This window comes from Kitasatospora sp. SUK 42 (genome assembly GCF_015776785.2).
Lineage (GTDB): Bacteria > Actinomycetota > Actinomycetes > Streptomycetales > Streptomycetaceae > Kitasatospora.
The window spans coordinates 31,930-49,455 of sequence record NZ_LFMD02000005.1; the positions used below are offsets into that span (position 1 = coordinate 31,930).

The 17,526-nt window shown below is 73.4% G+C and carries 13 protein-coding genes and 1 rRNA gene; 6 read left to right on the forward strand and 8 right to left on the reverse strand.

Annotated elements, in window-relative coordinates; translation table 11 throughout:
- Positions 1–153 precede the first annotated feature (153 nt).
- Positions 154–270 (forward strand): 5S ribosomal RNA (gene rrf, locus RZ50_RS18850).
- A 62-nt stretch (positions 271–332) separates the two neighbouring features.
- Here the strand turns inward: rrf and RZ50_RS30185 are convergent.
- The 6 genes from RZ50_RS30185 to RZ50_RS18880 are packed head-to-tail and all read right to left on the reverse strand — an operon-like array spanning position 333 to position 7,477.
- Positions 333–1,403 (reverse strand): glycosyltransferase, encoded by a 1,071-nt coding sequence (locus tag RZ50_RS30185; protein WP_196946932.1) that lies wholly within the window; start codon positions 1,401–1,403, stop codon positions 333–335.
- A 5-nt stretch (positions 1,404–1,408) separates the two neighbouring features.
- The gene (gene moaA, locus RZ50_RS18860) at positions 1,409–2,443 is read right to left on the reverse strand and encodes a GTP 3',8-cyclase MoaA (protein ID WP_196946933.1); all 1,035 of its coding nucleotides are present in this window, start codon (positions 2,441–2,443) and stop codon (positions 1,409–1,411) included.
- A 1-nt stretch (position 2,444) separates the two neighbouring features.
- On the reverse strand, positions 2,445–3,614 hold the full coding sequence (locus RZ50_RS18865) for a deoxynucleoside kinase (protein WP_196946934.1): 1,170 nt from the start codon (positions 3,612–3,614) through the stop codon (positions 2,445–2,447).
- Positions 3,615–3,660: 46 nt separating this feature from the next.
- Positions 3,661–6,048: an MBL fold metallo-hydrolase gene (locus tag RZ50_RS18870; RefSeq protein WP_196946935.1), complete on the reverse strand. Its 2,388-nt coding sequence runs from the start codon at positions 6,046–6,048 to the stop codon at positions 3,661–3,663.
- Positions 6,033–6,632, reverse strand: a complete 600-nt coding sequence (locus RZ50_RS18875) for a non-canonical purine NTP pyrophosphatase (RefSeq protein ID WP_196946936.1) — start codon at positions 6,630–6,632, stop codon at positions 6,033–6,035. Before RZ50_RS18875 ends, RZ50_RS18870 begins: the two co-directional genes overlap by 16 nt.
- Positions 6,629–7,477 carry an SDR family oxidoreductase gene (locus tag RZ50_RS18880; protein WP_196946937.1) on the reverse strand — a complete coding sequence of 283 codons (849 nt, stop codon included), beginning with the start codon at positions 7,475–7,477 and terminating at the stop codon, positions 6,629–6,631. The genes RZ50_RS18875 and RZ50_RS18880 overlap by 4 nt, the downstream gene beginning before the upstream one ends.
- A 251-nt stretch (positions 7,478–7,728) precedes the next feature.
- Here RZ50_RS18880 and RZ50_RS18885 point away from each other — a divergent pair, with 251 nt between their 5' ends.
- Entirely contained in the window at positions 7,729–9,777 is a 2,049-nt protein-coding gene (locus RZ50_RS18885; RefSeq protein WP_308271841.1) for a DUF2264 domain-containing protein, read from the forward strand.
- Positions 9,758–10,543, forward strand: a complete 786-nt coding sequence (locus RZ50_RS18890; protein WP_196946939.1) for a class I SAM-dependent methyltransferase — start codon at positions 9,758–9,760, stop codon at positions 10,541–10,543. Before RZ50_RS18885 ends, RZ50_RS18890 begins: the two co-directional genes overlap by 20 nt.
- A 6-nt stretch (positions 10,544–10,549) precedes the next feature.
- On the opposite strand, the gene RZ50_RS18895 is transcribed toward RZ50_RS18890, so the two are convergent.
- The gene (locus RZ50_RS18895; RefSeq protein WP_196946940.1) at positions 10,550–11,146 is read right to left on the reverse strand and encodes a sulfotransferase family protein; all 597 of its coding nucleotides are present in this window, start codon (positions 11,144–11,146) and stop codon (positions 10,550–10,552) included.
- 98 nt (positions 11,147–11,244) lie between these two features.
- Between RZ50_RS18895 and cysC the strand changes: the two genes are divergently transcribed.
- The 3 genes from cysC to RZ50_RS18910 all read left to right on the forward strand — a co-directional run bounded on the left by cysC (position 11,245) and on the right by RZ50_RS18910 (position 15,651).
- Positions 11,245–11,823, forward strand: a complete 579-nt coding sequence (cysC, locus tag RZ50_RS18900) for an adenylyl-sulfate kinase (RefSeq protein WP_196946941.1) — start codon at positions 11,245–11,247, stop codon at positions 11,821–11,823.
- The gene (cysD, locus tag RZ50_RS18905) at positions 11,820–12,758 is read left to right on the forward strand and encodes a sulfate adenylyltransferase subunit CysD (RefSeq protein WP_196946942.1); all 939 of its coding nucleotides are present in this window, start codon (positions 11,820–11,822) and stop codon (positions 12,756–12,758) included. The genes cysC and cysD overlap by 4 nt, the downstream gene beginning before the upstream one ends.
- Positions 12,759–12,993: 235 nt before the next feature.
- Positions 12,994–15,651 (forward strand): SpoIIE family protein phosphatase, encoded by a 2,658-nt coding sequence (locus RZ50_RS18910; protein ID WP_254802877.1) that lies wholly within the window; start codon positions 12,994–12,996, stop codon positions 15,649–15,651.
- A gap of 35 nt (positions 15,652–15,686) precedes the next feature.
- Here RZ50_RS18910 and RZ50_RS18915 read toward each other — a convergent pair whose 3' ends face one another.
- Complete coding sequence (locus tag RZ50_RS18915; RefSeq protein WP_196946944.1) at positions 15,687–17,525, reverse strand: glycoside hydrolase family 15 protein; 1,839 nt, start codon at positions 17,523–17,525, stop codon at positions 15,687–15,689.
- Position 17,526: the final 1 nt, after the last annotated feature.

The following is a 17,526-nucleotide window of genomic DNA, read 5'->3' on the forward strand; positions in this document are numbered from 1 at the left end:
GTTGATAGGCCGGATATGGAAGCCCTGTGAGGGGTGGAGTTGACCGGTACTAATAGGCCGAGGGCTTGTCCTCAGTTGCTCGCGTCCACTGTGTTGTTCTGAAACAACGACCCCAACCATTCGTGGTTGGTGCGGTTGACAGTTTCATAGTGTTTCGGTGGTCATAGCGTGAGGGAAACGCCCGGTTACATTCCGAACCCGGAAGCTAAGCCTCACAGCGCCGATGGTACTGCAGGGGGGACCCTGTGGGAGAGTAGGACGCCGCCGAACAATTATTCCAGAAAGACCCCCTCCCATTCGGGAGGGGGTCTTTCTGCATTTCGGCGCTGGTTTCAGGTGGTGGCGGCGACGAGGTCTCGGGCGATCCGGGCGGCGCCGTCGGCCTCGGGGGCCGGTGCCGTGGTGGGCCGGCGTGGCGGCCCGGCCGAGCCTCTCAGGACCTCGGCCAGGGCGCGGGCGATGGCGTGCTCGTCGGCGTCGGCCACCGTCACGGTCGGGCAGGCGGCGGCCCTCAGGTGGACGCGCTGGTCGTCGAAGTCGCGCACTCCGGGGACGGCCACGGCCGGTACGCCGGAGCGGACCAGTTCCTGCACGGTGTTGTACCCGGCGTGGGTGATCGCGGCGTCGGCGTGCCGGTAGACGTCGTAGGCGGGGCCCAGGTACGGGCGGACTCGTACCGGCCCGGGCATGCCGGGTGGCACGAGGACGGCCCCGTCGAAGTGCGGCCCGGTGAGCACCAGGACGTCGACGGGGGCGGAGGCGTGTCGGCGCGCGTACTCCCGGACGCCGTGCAGCGAGGCCGTGAGGAAGCCTGGCGCGTCGTCGTGCCCGCCGCCGCCGGCCACCACGGCGATCCGCAGGGCCCGGGTGGCCTCGGGCCAGGGGGAGCGGTCGTCGAGCAGGGGCCGGACGACGTGGGGCACCCCCAGCACGCGTACCCCGTGGACGGTCTCCTCCCGTCCCGGCTCGCCCAGCAGGTAGATCGTGCCGATGGCGGGCGCGTGGCGGGCCACCCAGGCGGGCGGCTCGGGGTGGTTGCGCTGGAACCGGTGCACCAGGAACTGCGGGCAGCCCAGCCGGGCGGCGCGGTCGTACAACTCCCGTTGGACCGTCACGTCGTGCAGCACCACGTCGTCGGGCCGCAGGACCCGGGCGACCATGGCCCGGGCGAGATCGTGGTCCACCGTCGGGCCGGTGCCGTGCAGCGGTTCGCCGACCAGGCTGTCGGCGTCGGTGGGCAGGACGGTCTGGGTGAAGCCGTAGTCGTCGATCAGCCGTTGGGCCCGCTCGGTCAGGAGCAGGGAGTCCCAACCCAGTCCGCGCAGTTCGCCGTGCACGGCGATCTGACGGGAGACGTGGCCCAGCCCTCGGCCCCAGGTGAAGGAGACCACGCGGCCGTTCACGGCGTTCAGCCGCCGATCATGGACATGCTGCGGTCGGGCCGGACGAAGTCGGGGTGGTTGATCTTGTGTCCGGGCCACTTGCGCCACAGCGCCTCGCGGACCAGCCGCTCCAGTTCGGCGTCGTCGGCACCCGAGCGCAGCGCGGTGCGCAGATCGGTCTCCTCCAGCGCGAACAGGCAGACGCGGAAGGCTCCTTCCGCCGTGGTCCGCATGCGGTTGCAGCTGTCGCAGAAGGGTTTGGTCACCGAGGGGATGAAGCCCAGGACCCCCGGCGTTCCGTCGGCGAAGCGGTAGGAGGTGGCCGGCTGCGGCGCGTCCTGGGTGACGGGGACGAGGTCGTAGGCCGAGGAGACCGCCGCCAGCGTCTCCGCGGCCGGAACGACCTTCTCCCGCTCCCAGGTCCGCTCGGCGTCCAGCGGCATGTACTCGATGAAGCGCACGTCGTAGCCGCCTTCCCGCGCCAGGCGGGCGAAGTCGACGGCCTCGTCGTCGTTGGTGCCGCGGATCACCACACAGTTGATCTTGATCGGGTCGAAGCCCGCCTCGCGGGCCGCCTCCAGCCCCGCGGTCACCTTGTCGAACGCGTCCCGACGGGTCATCTCGGCATACCGGTGTCTCAGCAGGGAGTCGCAGGACACCGTGATGCGGCGCAGCCCCGCTTCGCGCAAGGGGCGGGCCAGGCGGTCCAGGAGCAGCCCGTTGGTGGTGATGGAGACGTCCACCCCCTCCAGCGCGCACACGCGGGCCACGATCTCGGGCAGTTCCCGGCGGACGGTCGGCTCCCCGCCCGTGATCTTGAAGTCGCGCACCCCGAGGGAGTGGAAGAGCCGGGCGAGCCGGTCGATCTCGTCGACGGTGAGCAGTTCCTCCTTCTCCAGCCAGGGCAGCCCTTCGGCCGGCATGCAGTAGGTGCAGCGCAGGTTGCACTTGTCGATCACGGAGATGCGAAGGTCGCCGCCGACTCGGCCGAACGTGTCGATGAGCGGGCCGCTGGTGGGGGCAGGTCCGGGATTGCGCCAGTCAACCGTGGGCTTGGTCATGTCAGTTGCTCCTTCGGGAGGCGGGGCCGGTGCGCGCAGGGAGGAGTTCCTCGAAGCGCGCCAGCACCTGGGCGGGGTTCATGTCGGAGGTGTCGAGGTGGTGGACCGGGATCCGCGCGGCGAGCTCCTCGGCGACGTCCTCGAAGCACTGGGCCACCAGGGACACGTAAGAGGGCGTGAACGAGCGTTCCAGGACGCGGTTGCGGCGGCGGAGGCGGCGCATCAGCACGTCGGTCCGGGCGGTCAGGTGCACCACCGCCCGGGGCGGCGGCAGCGCGGAGGTGATCAGGTGGTGGTAGCGGTAGTACGTCTCGTACTGCTGCGCGGTCAGGGTGCCGCTCAGCCGGAGCGCCTTGGCGTAGGCCAGTGAGCTGGGTACGTCCTGGTCCATGACGCCCGTGTCGTCGGTGCGCAGGTTCTGCAGCACCCGCAGCAGCAGGGTCTCCATCTGGCAGAAGAACCCCGAGGCGTCGTCGCCGCGCAGATAGCGGGTCAGGTAGTTGTCCGGGCCCGGGCCCCGGCTCCGGCTGACCGGGACGATGTCCCGCACGTGCCTGGTCTCCGGGGCGGTGGCGGTGTGCCTCCTCAGCAGTGTGCTCTTGCCGACGGCGGGCGGGCCGATGACCACCACGCGGGCCGCCGCGTCCTTGCGCCAGAGCGCGGGGACCGGATCGATCAGCCGCCGCGTCTCGTCCTCGATCCCGGCGACGGCGTGGATCCTCCCGTCCTCGGCATCGGAGGGGTGCAAGCGCCGCAGCTCGCCGACGCAGTGCGCGGAAGCCGGGTCGAGTCCGGCGGCCGCTGCGGCGGCGGACTCCACCGATCTCCAGCGGAGCTTGGGGCCGGGGGCGGTGCCCGGGGCGGTGCCCCGGTGCTGGTGGACGAACACCCGCAGGTCGTACGGCGCCTCGCCGCGGGGCCCGGGCGGGAGGTGGAGCTCGGTGAGGTAGTGCAGCCGGGCGGCGGTCACCCGCTCCCGGCAGGCCCGGCGCGCCACGTCCGCGGCGATCCCCCGAACCGTGGTTCCCGGTGGCACGACGGCCCAGGGCAGGCCGGCTTGCTCGTCGGCCGACTGCGGTTCGGTGAGCAGGATCCGGTCCTGCGCGTCGAGGATGACGCACGCGGCGCGGAGGTGGTCCGGGCGGTGCCGGGGCGGTAGTTCGGTGAGCATCACAGTCCTCGCGGTCGATCGGAGGCAGCCGGGGATCGGGACGGGGTCAGACAGCGCCGGCCGGTGGCGGCGCGGTCTCCACGGACGCCCTGCGGGCCAGTTCCGCCAGGGCGAGCAGGGCCACCCGCTCCGCGAAGGCGACCGGATCCACGGCCCGTCCCGCCTTCCTGACGGTCTCCCGGGGCGGCAGCAGCCAGGAGAACCGCACGTCACCGCGGAGCAGCGTGTGCAGGACGGCGTCCTCGGGCGGCAGGCGGGAGGGCGGCGCCGCCCACACCCGGAACGCGGGCTGTTCCACCGCCGTGCCGTCCGTGTTCCGCGGTTCCGGTCCGCTGCCGGCCTCGAACAGGCCGTGGAGCCGGCAGCCGGGCGACTCCCGCAGAACCAGGGCCCGCCGGCCGCCTGGCGGTCCGTCGGGCGGAGGCACGCCGAGCCACCAGCAGCGCCCGGCCTCCCTCAGCGCGGACGCGGGAGAGTCGGTCGGGCCGAGCAGCTCACCGTCCCACCCCCGGCGTGCCAGATCGGCGCGGAGCCGGTCGGCCGGGACGGGGAACAGCGAGGCCGCGCGCCACCGGGGCACCTTCACCCCGGGCGGAAGCAGGGTCGGTACGCGCCACCGGCGGACGGGGGAAGCCTCGATGTTCGCCAGCAGCTGCCGGTAGGAGGCGTCCGGGAACCGCACCCCGCCGCCGAGATGGGGCTGGGCGTCCACCAGACCGGTCAGGACGAGCAGGCCCACGCCGCCGTCCGGGGCGGCCACGGGCGCGGGCCACTCGCCGCGCCCGAGCACACCGAGGTAGTGCGTGCGGCCCGCGTCGGTGAACGTCCCGGACGCTCGGCCCGGGTCCTCGCCCCGTGCCAGGCAGCGGGCGATGCGCGACCAGATCGGGGGCGCTTCCGGTCCGGGCCGCGACGGTGGCCCGGACCCCAGGGGGACGGCACGGGTACGCGCCACGGCGGGCGGCCGCACGGGGCGGTCCTGGAGCCAGGCGTCGAGCTCACGGTCCAGTTCCACCAGCGCCGAACCGAGGCGGGCGCGCAGCAGGAGGGCGAACAGGCCGGTGCCCGACAGCATCACCGCCCCGGTGGCGGGGACCGGGTCGTGACGGCTGGTGACGACGGCCGGGCCCGGGGCGGGATCGGCCGCCGGTCCGGGCCGCACCTCGCGCAGCCGCCCGCCGTACTGGGCGGCGGAGTAGCCCAGGCGGCCGTCGAGCAGGTCCGCCAGATCGCTCACGGTGACCGCCACCTCGATGTCGGGCACGCACTCCGGCGGCAGGGGGGACAGCGCGCCGTCGCCGTCCAGTCGCACGGTCCGTTCCGCCAGGGGTTCCGCGTCGGGGCCCACCGTGACGAAGCGGTACGCGGTGGCGCGCAGCCGGCCCGGGGCGGCCGCGGCGAGGTCGGTGAGGTCGGTGAGGGCGGTGAGGCCGGTGCGGCTGGTGAGGCCGGTGGGGTCGGGCACCGCCGCCGGGCCGGATCCGTCGAGCAGCCGGTCCAACGCCGCAGCCGCAGCCGCAGCCACAGTCGCGGCCGCCGCGCCGGGGTCCGCGGCCAGCGGGCCGATCCAGTTCCCCGGGCGGTAGCCGCGGTCGCGCGGCTCGCCCGTGGCCCGTGCCCAGGCCACGGCGCCCTCCTCCCACCGCACACTCCCTCCTGCCACGGTGAGCCGGTCCCCCGGACCGGGGCGCAGCACCCGGCGGTCCGGGTCGTCCGCGCGCAGCGCCTGGTCGACCAGGCCGGGCGGCACGGGGAACTTGTGCCCGTTGAGCCAGGCCGCGTCGCCCAGCCCGTACTGTCCTTCCGGCAGCGGGACCACATGCGCGGGGCGGGCCCGGGCCATCAGGGCCGTCAGCGGATCGGCCCAGTCGGTGTCCGCTCCGGGCGGGACGCCCTCCACACTGCGGGTCTCCTCGATCGGCTGGCACGGAGCCAGCAGGAGGTCCGGCGGCGGTCCGGCGGCGAGCAGCCGTTCCACCCACGCGGGCGTGACCAGGCTGTCGACCATGTGCCAGACGAAGGCGTCCCGGGTGCGGACGGAGAGTCCGTGCTCGGGGACCGCCATCGTCGAGGGCGTCCACACCAGTTCGACGCCCGGGCAGGGGGTGAGCGCCGTCCAGTCGCGCACCACCGTGGTGTCGCGGAAGCCGAGCCGGCGCAGGGCGTGCACGATCCTCGGGTCGTCGGGGTGCAGGACCGGCAGGGCCCGGTCGAGGCGGGCCAGGGAGGCGAGGTCGAAGTGGTCGCGGTGGGAGTGGGAGATCCAGACCGCGTCGGGTCGGGGCAGCGCCTGCGGCAGGACGCGCCGGGCCGGGGCGAAGCCGAGGAGGCCGCCGCGGTAGCTGTCGTGCAGGTGGGGATCGCACAGCAGGGTGAAGGCGCCCGCCCGGATCAGGACCGTCGCGTGTCCGCCGAGCTCTAGCGTGACCGGCATGCCGCGCTCTTCAGGAAGGTGGCCAGGCCGTGGAACGCGCGTCCCCGGCAGTACAGCCGGGCCTTCTCGTCCGCGGTCATCTGGCCGAGCGTGCGTCCGTCGCCCTCCGTGGGGACGAACACGGTGTCGTAGCCGAACCCGTGGTCGCCGAGCGGACTTTCGGTGATCCACCCCCGTGCGACTCCTTCGCCGACCACCCGGCGGCCGTCCGGGTAGCAGAGCAGCGCCACGGTGCGCACGCGGGCCCCGCGCCGGGGGGCCGCGACGCCCGTCATCTCGGCGAGCAGTTTGGCCACGTTCGCGGCGTCGCCCGCGCCCTCGCCGGCGTAGCGGCCCGAGAACAGCCCCGGGGCGCGCCCGAGGGCGTCCACCTCCATCACGGTGTCGTCGGCGACCGCGGGCAGGCCGGTCGCGACGGCCACCGCCCAGGCCTTGAGGTAGGCGTTCTCCTCGACCGTCGTGCCGTCCTCGACGGTGTCGGGCAGCCGCGGGGGTCTGGGCAGCAGCTCCAGGACCCCGTCGAGCAGCACGACGATCTCGGCGGCCTTGCGCGGGTTGGCGGTTGCTAGGACGGCCCGCATCATGCGCGCCTCCCGTCCGCCTGGAGGGGGTGTGCCCGGGTGTCCCTGCGACCCGGCAGCACCTCGGGTTCCGACCTGCTGTGGCCCATGGCCAGGTAGCCGCCGTCGACCGGCAGGTCGGCGCCGGTGATGAACGACGCGCCGGGCCCGCACAGGAACAGCACGACGGCCGCGACCTCCTCCGGCTGCCCCACCCGCCGCAGGATGTGGTGGTCGCCGAGCACGGGGCCCCAGCGTGCCCGGTCGCCACCGGTCATCCGGTCGGTCTCCGGAGTCCAGATCAGGCCCGGCGAAACGCTGTTGACCCGGATGCCGTCGTCGGCCAGGTCGAGCGCCTGGCAGCGGGTCAGCGCGAGCAGCGCTCCCTTGCCGGCGCTGTACGTCCATTGGTGGGGCTGGGCGATGTGCCCCGAGACCGAGGCGACGTTGACCACCGAGGCCCCCCGCGCCTCGCGCAGCAGGGGCGCCAGGGCCGAGGTCATCATGGCGCTGCCCTTGATGTTCACGCTCAGGCTCCGGTCCCACTCCGCCGGGCTGGCGCCCTCGCCGCGGGCCAGGAAGCTCGCCGCGCAGTTGACGAGCGAGCGGACCGGCCGTGCGGTTGCCTCGGCCGCCCGCGCGGCCGCCAGACAGTCCGCGTGCCGCGAGATGTCGCCCACCACCACGGTGGCCGCCTCCCCGAGCTCCCCGGCGACGCGGCACAGGCCGTCGGGGTCCCGGTCCACCAGGACGGCGTGCGCTCCCGCGCCGACGAAGGCGTGGGCCACGGCGCGACCGATGCCCGACGCGCCTCCGGTGATCACGCAGGTCGTGTTCGCGACGCCCTGCCCCGCGACGCTCTGGTCCATGACGCTCTGCTCCGTGGTGCTCTGCTGAGACGGGGAAGGGGTCCCCGCAGGGTCGGGGTGCAGCGCCATGTCCCGCCTCCTCGGCTCGGAGCGACGGCGATCGGTCTCCAGACGATCCACCTACCTGTGACTTATGGTGCACGTGGTGATACGCGCCGCAACCGCGCCTGTCGCCCATGCCGGGCCTCCAGGCCCTGTCCGGCCGATCTTGCCGGACAGGGCCTGGCCCGCCGAGAGCAAGAGGAGCGCCTGTGCCCCCGCCCGCGAACCCCGGCTTTCCGCTGCCTCCCGAGGACCGCCGACTGTCCCCGTACACGGGCTGGACGCGAGCCCATTGGGAGGCCGTCGCCGACCGCCTGCTGGACGCCCTGCCGCCCTTCACCGGCCCGGAGGGAGCCGCGGTGCGGCCACCCGGCACGCCGAGCTGGTCCGGCCCGGAAACCGACGGCCTTGAGGGCTTCGCCCGCGCGTTCCTCCTGCTCGCCGTCCGACTCGTCGGCGCCGGGGGTGCGGACCCGGCCAACCGCACCGAGCGCTGGGCGCTCGGGCTGGCCGCGGGCGTCCGCCGGGGCGGCCCCGAGGCCTGGCCGGACATCACCGACTGCTCCCAGCAGATCGTGGAGGCGGCATCCATCGCCGTCGGCCTGCACCTGTCCCGGCCCTGGCTCTGGGACCGGCTGGCCCCGGCGACGCAGGGCCAACTCGTCGACTGGCTCTCCCGGATGGTCGGCCGCAGCACCCGGGACAACAACCACGTGCTCTTCCAGGTCGTCGTGGAGGAGTTCCTCGACTCCCTGGGCGCCCTCGGCGACCGCACGGAGATCGAGGCCGGGCTGGACCGCGTCGACGCGTGGTACCGGGGCGACGGCTGGTACCAGGACGGCCCGGTCCGGCGCGGCGACCACCGCGACGACGCCGACGGGGTGGTCCGCCGAGGGGAGTCGACGTACGACGCCGGTGAACGCTTCGACTACTACAACGCCTGGGGCTTCCACTACTACACCCTGCTCTGGAGCCGGATCGCCGGCCCCCGGGGCGGCGCACGCGCCGCCGTCTACCGGCAACGCCTGCGCGCCTTCCTGGCCCAGTACGTCCGCCTCTTCGGCGCGGACGGGGCGCCGGTGCACCACGGGCGTTCGCTCTCCTACCGGTTCGCCTGCCTCGCCCCGGTGTGGCTCGGGGCCGAGGAGGACGCGACACCCCTGCCGCCCGGGCTCACGCGCCGGCTCGCGAACGCGACGCTGCGCCACTTCGTCCGCAACGGGGCCATCGACGAACGGGGGCTGCTGCCGCTGGGCTGGTACCGGCCGTTCCGGCCCTCGGCCCAGGCCTACAGCGGCCCCGGCTCGCCGTACGCCGCGAGCAAGGGCTTCCTCGGACTGCTGATTCCTCAGGATCACCCCGTCTGGACGGCGCCCGAGGAGGAGCTGCCCGTCGAGCACGCGAGCCGCACGACGGCGCTCCCCGTCCCCGGCTTCCTCGTCCACGCCACCCGCGAGGACGGCCTGGTCCGGCTGCTCAACCACGGGAGCCACTACCTGACCCCGCCGCCGGGTACGCGCCGCGACGACCCGCACTACGCGAAGTTCGCCTACTCCACGCGAACCGGCCCCGAAGTCGGAGGTGCGGCACGGGAGCAGCGCCTCGACAACCACATCGCCCTCGTCTCACCGGGCGGGCAGGTCTCCCGGCGCGAGCGCATCCACCGCGTCGGTGTCACCGACCACTACGCCGCGTCCTGGCACCGGCCCCGGATGGACGACGACGTGCTGCCGGCCGACTGCCGCATCGACAGCGTGTCCGTCGTGATCGGCGCCTGGGAGGTGCGGGTGCACCGTGTGGCCGCACCCGCCGGCCACACGATCCGCGAGGGCGGCTACGCGCTCGCCGATCACGCCCCGCTCTCCGCCGACATCGATGGCACCCGCGCCACCGTGCGACGCGGCGACGGGCTCGTCAGCGCCATCGCCGGACTGTACGGGTGGACCGGGGCGCACGTCCGGCACGGGTACGGCTCGAACGCCTTCGGAACGCGTTCCGCCGTGCCGTACTGCTCGGCCGTCACCACCGCCTGCCCGGACTCGACGACGGCGGCGGTTCGGGAATCGATCCACGTGTCCGCCGTCCTGCTCACCGCCCGTGGGGGGAATCCCGCTCACGAGGTGCTCCCGTACGGCCTCTCGGCGAGCGTCGACGGCCTCGTCGTGCGGCTGGAACTCCAGGGCCACAGGCCATGGCTGATCAGGCCCGGTACGGCGCGGCCGGTCGTCGGAGGGCCGCATGCCGTCCACGCCGAGTGAGATCTTCGCTTCGGGAGCGTCGCACTACGCCCGTCATCAGCCGCGGTATCCGCGGGAACTCTACGACTCCCTCGTCGGGGAATTCGAGCTGAACGGGACCCAGACGGTCCTCGATCTCGGAAGCGGACCCGGCACCCTCTCCCTCCCGCTGTCCCGGCTGGTCGCCCGGGTCATCGCCGTGGACCCGGAACCGGGCATGCTCGAACAGGGGCAGATGACCGCCGAACGGCGGAACCTCGGCAACATCGAGTGGAGGCGAGGAGACTCCTCCGATCTGCGCGCGCTGGGCCTTCCTCCACTGGACCTCTGCGTCATGGGGAGGTCGTTCCACTGGATGTCCCGCGAGCAGGTCCTCGTCGACCTCGGCGCGCTCGTCAACCACCGGGGCGGGGTGGTCATCGTCTCCACGAAGCCGTTCGAAACGGAGTGGACCCGTGCCGTCGACGAGGTGCGGGACCGGTACCGGACCCTCCCCGGGAGCCCGGACGACGGCTCCTACCCGGAGCCGGAGGTCTCGCACCGTGAAATCCTCCTGAGCTCCCCTTTCCCCCGCGTCACGGCCGAGCACTGGACGTACCGCGTCGACCACACCCTCGACGACGTCGTCGGCCTCCAGTTCTCGCACTCCTCCTTCACCCCCGCCCGGCTCGGCGCCCGGAAGGACGCCTTCGAACGGGACCTGCGGACGGCGCTGGCCGACCTCAGCCCTGACGGCCACTTCGAACAGACCGTCCGCACCGAGGCGCTGACAGCCACGCGGAGGTGAGGACGTCTACTGCTTGACGAACGGGAACGGCTCGTTCGGGGCCGGCACGCCGAGGAAGGGGGCGAGCCGTTCGTATCCCTGGCCCGCGACGATGTCGAGGACCAGCAGATCGTCCTGCCGGTCCGCGAAGTAGCGGGTCACTTCGGCGACGTGCCGTCGGTACACCCCGCGGAACCGTTCCGCGTGGAACGCGTGGCAGCCGTAGACCGCGGACCTCAGGAAGAGCTGGACGTCGAGGTGGACCTCGCTCCGGTCGGCCTGGTGCGGCGTGGGCCGCTCCCAGTGCCTCCGGCAGGACCGCAGCCAGCTCTCCTCCTCGCGGACGGTCAGCACGAACCTGCTGCCCGGCCAGGCGCGGTCGAGATCCTGGTAGTAGGGCACGACGGTGATGTCCGTGATGCCGTCGTGCGATTCGAGCAGCGGGAACCGCGCGCTGCCGGCCAGCAGCGTCCCGTAGGTGGCCCGGTCGGCGGGGTAGTGGGCGACGTCGAATCCCAGGACGCCCAGGGCCGCGGTCAGGGAGCGCGTGCCCGTGTGCGACAGACCGACGCCGAAGATCTTCGGGCTCGTGGAACCGGCCCGCGGTTCAGGGGATTCGCTCACGGAGGTACCAACGACGAGGAGTCCCACGAGGTGCGGACCACGGAGTTCCGGGCCCGCCCGGCATCGTGTCGTCGGGGCGGCGGCCTCGTTCTACGGGTGTGAACGATCCGTCCCGCCCCGCCGCCTCCTGCGCCGGTTTCCCGGGGGCCACGGTCTGGTTGACCGGCCTGCCCAGCGCCGGCAAGTCGACCATCGCGCAGGCCCTCGCCGCACGGTTGCGCGCCGAGGCTCGCCGGACCGAGGTGCTGGACGGGGACGACATGCGCGGCCTGCTCTCGGCCGACCTCGGCTTCTCACGGGCCGACCGGGACGCCAACGTCCGGCGGGTGGGCCTGGTGGCCGAACTGCTCGCCCGCAACGGCGTCCTCGCGCTGGTGCCCGTCATCGCCCCGTACGCGCAGGCCCGCGACGCCGTGCGCGAGCGGCACGAGAGGTCGGGGACCGCGTACCTGGAGGTCCATGTCGCGGCGCCGGTCGAGGTCTGCGCCCGGCGCGACGTCAAGGGCCTCTACGCGCGGCAGCGCGAGGGCCTGCTCACCGGGCTCACCGGTGTGGACGCCCCGTACGAGGAGCCGTCGCGGCCGGACCTGAGGCTGGACACGGATCGGCAGAGCGCGGCCGAGTCGGTCGTGGCGCTGCGCGCGCTCCTGATCGACCGGGGGCTGTGCACGCCATGACGGCCATCGGGGCCTCGGCCGACGGCCCGAGCGCGTGCCCGCCGGTCCCGTCCCCGCTCGACCAGTTGGAGTCGGACGCCGTCCACGTCATCCGGGAGGCGGTGGGCGAGTCCGAGCGGCCCGTGCTGCTCTTCTCGGGCGGCAAGGACTCCATCGTCCTGCTGCATCTGGCCCGCAAGGCGTTCAGCCCGGCGCCGCTGCCCTTCCCGCTGCTCCACGTCGACACCGGGCACAACTTCCCGGAGGTCCTCGCCCACCGGGACCACGTGGTCGCCGCACACGGGCTGTGCCTGTACGTCGCCTCCGTCCAGGAGTTCATCGACGACGGGCGGCTGCGCGAGCGCCCCGACGGCAGCCGCAACGTGCTGCAGACCGTTCCCCTGACGGCCGCGATCGAGCAGCACGGGTTCGACGCGGTGTTCGGCGGTGCCCGCCGGGACGAGGACCGGGCCCGGGCCAAGGAGCGGGTGTTCTCGATCCGCGACGAGTCCGGCGGCTGGGACCCCCGGCGCCAGCGCCCCGAGCTCTGGCGGCTCTACAACGCCCGGTGCGGCCCCGGCGAGCACGTCCGGGTCTTCCCGCTGTCCGACTGGACCGAGCTCGACGTCTGGCAGTACGTCGCGCGCGAGCGGATCGGCCTCCCCGCGCTCTACTACGCCCACCGCCGGAAGGTGTTCGCCCGCGGCGGCATGTGGCTCACCCCCGGCGTCTGGGGCGGCCCGGGGGAGGGCGAGCGGCTGGAGACCCGACGGGTGCGCTACCGCACCGTCGGCGACATGTCCTGCACCGGAGCCGTCGACTCGGACGCGACGACCCCTGCTCAGGTCATCGCGGAACTCGCGGCCTGCCGCTCGACGGAGCGCGGCGCCACCCGTGCGGACGACCGGTTCTCCGAGGCCGCGATGGAGGACCGCAAGCGGGAGGGGTACTTCTGACCACGGGCGGAACCCGGGCCACCCGGCCCCGACCGGGCCACGTTCGCGCGGGCACTTCGCCCCCATCAGCGTAGTGCGCCCCGCTCGCGCCCGGGGTGCGGTGGATCATGGGTGTATGGCCAGAGACAAGGGCCGCTCTTCCTGGCTCCCCCCGGGTCGATCGGGTAGCCGTCGTGAGCGGCGACATCCACGCCCGGCCCCGAGGGAGCGGTCGCCGCGACGTCTGCGGTCGGTGATGAGCATCCACAGTGTCGCCGGTCAGATGTTCGTCCTCCAGGTGTCGATCGTGCTGCTGCTGGTGGTGACGGCCGTCGTCGCGATGCTGATCCAGTCCCGCAGCGACCGGTTCGACGCGGCGCGCGACCGCTCGCTCGCCGCGGCGCAGGCCTTCGCCCACGCTCCCGGTCTGGTGGCGGCGATGCAGGGCCCCGACCCCACCGCGGTGCTCCAGCCGCTGGCCGACGAGGCCCGCAAGGCCGCCGGGGTCGACTTCGTCGTGGTGACCGACCGCAATGGCATCCGCTACACCCACCCCGATCCGTCGCAGATCGGCAAGAGGTTCGTCGGCACCATCGAGCCGTCGCTGCACGGCCAGGTCACCATCGAGCAGGTGCACGGCCCGCTCGGCTTCGAGTACCAGGCGGTCGTGCCGGTGGAGGACTCCCACGGCGCGGTCGTCGGCATCGTCGCGTCCGGCATGAAGGTCGCCAATGTGAGCAGCGCGTTCAACCGTCAGCTGCCGGTCGTCCTGGGCGCCGGCGCCGCCGCGCTCGGCCTGGCCACGGCCGGTACGGCGCTGGTGGGCAGACGGCTCCTGCGGCAGACCCGCGGCCTGGGGCCGGAGGAGATGACCCGGATGTACGAGCACCACGACGCGGTGCTGCACGCGGTGCGCGAGGGCGTGGCCATCGTGGGCGGCGACGGCCGGGTCCTGCTCGCCAACGACGAGGCGCGCCGGCTGCTCGACCTGCCCCCCGACGTGGAGGGGCGCACCGTCGCCGAGCTCGATCTCGCCCCCCGCACGGCGGAGCTGCTGCTCTCCGACCGCGCGGTGACCGACGAGGTGCTCCCCGTCGGTGACCGCCTGCTGGCCGTGAACAACCGCCCCACCGACAGCGGGGGAGGTCCACCGGGCAGCGTCACGACCCTGCGGGACTCCACCGAGCTGCGCGCCCTCGCGGGGAAGGCCGAGGTCGCCCGCAGCCGGCTCAGGCTGCTGTACGAGGCGAGCGTGGCCATCGGCACGACCCTGGACATCCGGCGCACCGCGCAGGAGCTCGTCGGGACGGCCGCCCAGGAGTTCTGCGACTACGCCTCCGCCGACCTCGCCGAAGCCGTCCTGCACGGCGAGGAACCGCGGCCCCTGGCGGCCGACGCCCCGGTGGAGCTGCGGCGGGTGGCGGTCGCGGGCGCCCGGGCCGATTCGCCGCTGTACCCCGAGGGGGAGCTGGTCAGGTGGGCCCAGGGCACCCCGCAGACGACGGGGTTCGTCAGCGGGCGCCCGACGCTGGTCACCGAGCTGGCGACCGACACCGGCTGGCGCAGGCAGGACGCCGAGCGGACGGAGGCGGTGCTGGAGTTCGGCCTGGCCTCGCTGATGGTCGTCCCGCTCTCGGCCCGGGGCGTGCTGATGGGCATCGCCTGCTTCTGGCGCAGCCGGGGCAGAGGGCCGTTCGAGGAGGAGGACCTGTCCCTGGCCGAGGAGCTGGCCGCCCGGGCCGCCGTGTCCATCGACAACGCCCGCCGCTACACGCGCGAGCACACGATGGCCGTCACTTTGCAGCACAGCCTGTTGCCGCGCGCGCTGCCCGAGCAGAGCGCCCTCGACATCGCCTACCGCTACCTCCCCGCCCAGGCGGGGGTCGGCGGCGACTGGTTCGACGTCATCCCGTTGCCGGGCACCCGGGTCGCGCTCGTCGTCGGCGACGTGGTCGGCCACGGCCTGCACGCGGCCGCGACCATGGGCCGCCTGCGCACCGCCGTCCAGAACTTCTCCACCCTCGACCTGCCGCCGGACGAGCTCCTCGGGCACCTGGACGAACTGGTCGCCCACATCGACCAGGAGACGGCCGCGGCCGAGGGGGAGCTCGCGATCACGGGCGCCACCTGCCTCTACGCCATCTACGACCCCACCACCGCCACCTGCGCCCTGGCCCGGGCGGGCCATCCGCCGCCCGCCCTCGTCCACGCGGACGGCACGGTGGAGATCCTGATGCTCCCCGCCGGCCCGCCGCTCGGCCTGGGCGGGATGCCCTTCGAGGCCACCGAGGTGCGGGTGCCGGAGGGCAGCAGCCTGGTCCTCTACACCGACGGCCTCATCGAGGACCGCACCCGGGACATCAGCGTCGGCCTGGAGATCCTCACCGCCACGCTGGCCCACGCCGACCGGTCGCCCCAGGAGGTCTGCGACGCCGTGATCGACGCCCTGCTGCCCGCCCGCCAGACCGACGACATCGCCCTGCTCGTCGCCCGCACCCGCGTGCTGGCGCCCGACCGGACCACCGAGTGGGAGGTGACCGCGACTCCCGCGGCCGTGGCCCAGGCCCGCGCCGAGGCGACCCGACAGCTCACCGAGTGGGGCCTGGAGGAGTCCGTCTTCGTCACCGAGCTGGTGCTCAGCGAGCTGGTGACCAACGCCATCCGCTACGCGAGCGGACCGATCAGGGTCCGGCTGCTGTACGACCGCACGCTGATCTGCGAGGTCGCCGACACCAGCAGCACCGCCCCGCACCTGCGGTACGCGGCCGCCGAGGACGAGGGCGGCCGCGGCCTGTTCCTCGTCGCGCAGCTCGCCGAACGCTGGGGCGTGCGCTACACCCCCGAGGGCAAGACGATCTGGGCCGAGCAGCTGCTGCAACCGAGCGGCCTGTTGGACTGGCCCGTGGGCGGGTAGGCCGCGCCCGGCGCGGACTCCCCGAGAGGCCGCCGTCAGCCCAGGGCGCGGTCCAGATTGAACGCGGCGCTGATCAGGGAGAGGTGGGTGAACGCCTGGGGGAAGTTGCCGAGCTGTTCACCGGTGCGGCCGATCTCCTCGGCGAACAGGCCGAGGTGGTTGGCGTAGGTGAGCATCTTCTCGAAGGCCAGCCGGGCCTCCTCCAGCCGGCCCGCCCGGGCCAGCGCCTCGACGTACCAGAAGGAGCAGATCGAGAAGGTGCCCTCGGAGCCCCGCAGCCCGTCCGGGCTGGCCGTCGGGTCGTAGCGGTAGACCAGGGAGTCGGAGACCAGGTCCGAGGTGAGCACGTCCAGGGTGGAGAGCCACTTGGGGTCGGTGGGCGAGATGAACTTGGCCATCGGCATCATCAGCAGGGACGCGTCGAGGACCTTGTCGTCCAGCCCCTGGACGAACGCGCCGCGCTCCTCCGACCAGCCGCGCGCCATGATCTGGCGGTAGATCGCGTCGCGGGTCTGGCGCCAGCGGGGCAGGTCGGCGGGGAGCCCGCGCCGGTTCGCCGTCCGGATCGCCCGTTCGAACGCGACCCAGCACATCAGCCGCGAGTACACGAAGTCGCGCCGGCCCGCCCTGGTCTCCCAGATCCCCTCGTCGGGCTGGTCCCAGGACTCGCAGAGCCAGTCCACCACGTCGCCGACCTCGTCCCAGTGACCGCTGCTGATCGGCTGCCCCCACTTGTCGTACAGATAGATGGAGTCGATCAGCGCGCCGTAGATGTCCAGCTGGAGCTGCCGGGTGGCGGCGTTCCCCACCCGGACCGGCGCCGACCCCAGGTGGCCCTCCAGGTGGGGCAGCTCGTACTCGGGCAGGTCGCAGCGGCCGTCGATGCCGTACATGATCTGCAGCGGGCCGGACTCGCTGGTGCCCCGCAGGATCCCGTAGTCGGAGATGAAGCCCATGAAGGCCTCGGCCTCCGAGGTGAACCCCAGCCGGAGCATGGCGTAGACGCAGAAGGCCGCGTCGCGGACCCAGACGTAGCGGTAGTCCCAGTTGCGCTCGCCGCCGATCTGCTCGGGCAGGCTGGTGGTCGGGGCGGCGACGATCGCGCCCGTGGGCGCGTAGGTCAGCAGCTTCAGGACCAGGGCCGAGCGGTGCACCATCTCCCGCCACCGCCCGTGGTACTGCGAGCGGGACAGCCAGTGGCGCCAGAACCGGACGGTGGCCTCGAACTCCCGCTCCGCCTCCAGGTGGGGGCAGGCACGCGGGCTGACGTCGGCGCCCATCCGGTCCAGGGCGAACACCGCGGACTCGCCCTCCAGCAGCTTGAAGTGCGACCACACGTCCACGCCGTCGGTCTCGACCGGCACGGTGGCCGTCAGCGCCAGGGACAGCGAGGGGGAGTGGAACTCCGTGTAGATGCCCCCGACCTGCACGGTGTGCGCCTCGGCCCCGTAGCCGAAGCGCGGGGCGATCCTCGCCCGGAACGGCAGGGTCCCGCGGACACAGAGCACCCGCCGGATCAGCCGGTGGCGGCCCGCCTCGCGGGACTCGTCGACGACGGGCATGAAGTCCTGGATCTCCGCCACCCCGTCCGAGGCGAAGAACCGCGTGATCAGGACGTTGGTGTCGGGGAAGTAGAACTGCCGGGTACGGGCCGGCACGTCCGCGGACAGTTCGAAGCGGCCGCCCCGGTCCGCGTCGAGTATGGACGCGAACACGCTGGGTGCGTCGAAGCGCGGGCAGCAGTACCAGTCGATGGTGCCGTCCGTGGCGACGAGCGCCGCGGTGCGGAGGTCACCGATCAGACCGTGCTCGGAGATCGGCGGATACCGGGAACCGTCCGGCCGCTCGAATCCGCCCCTGCCGTGCTGCGCCATG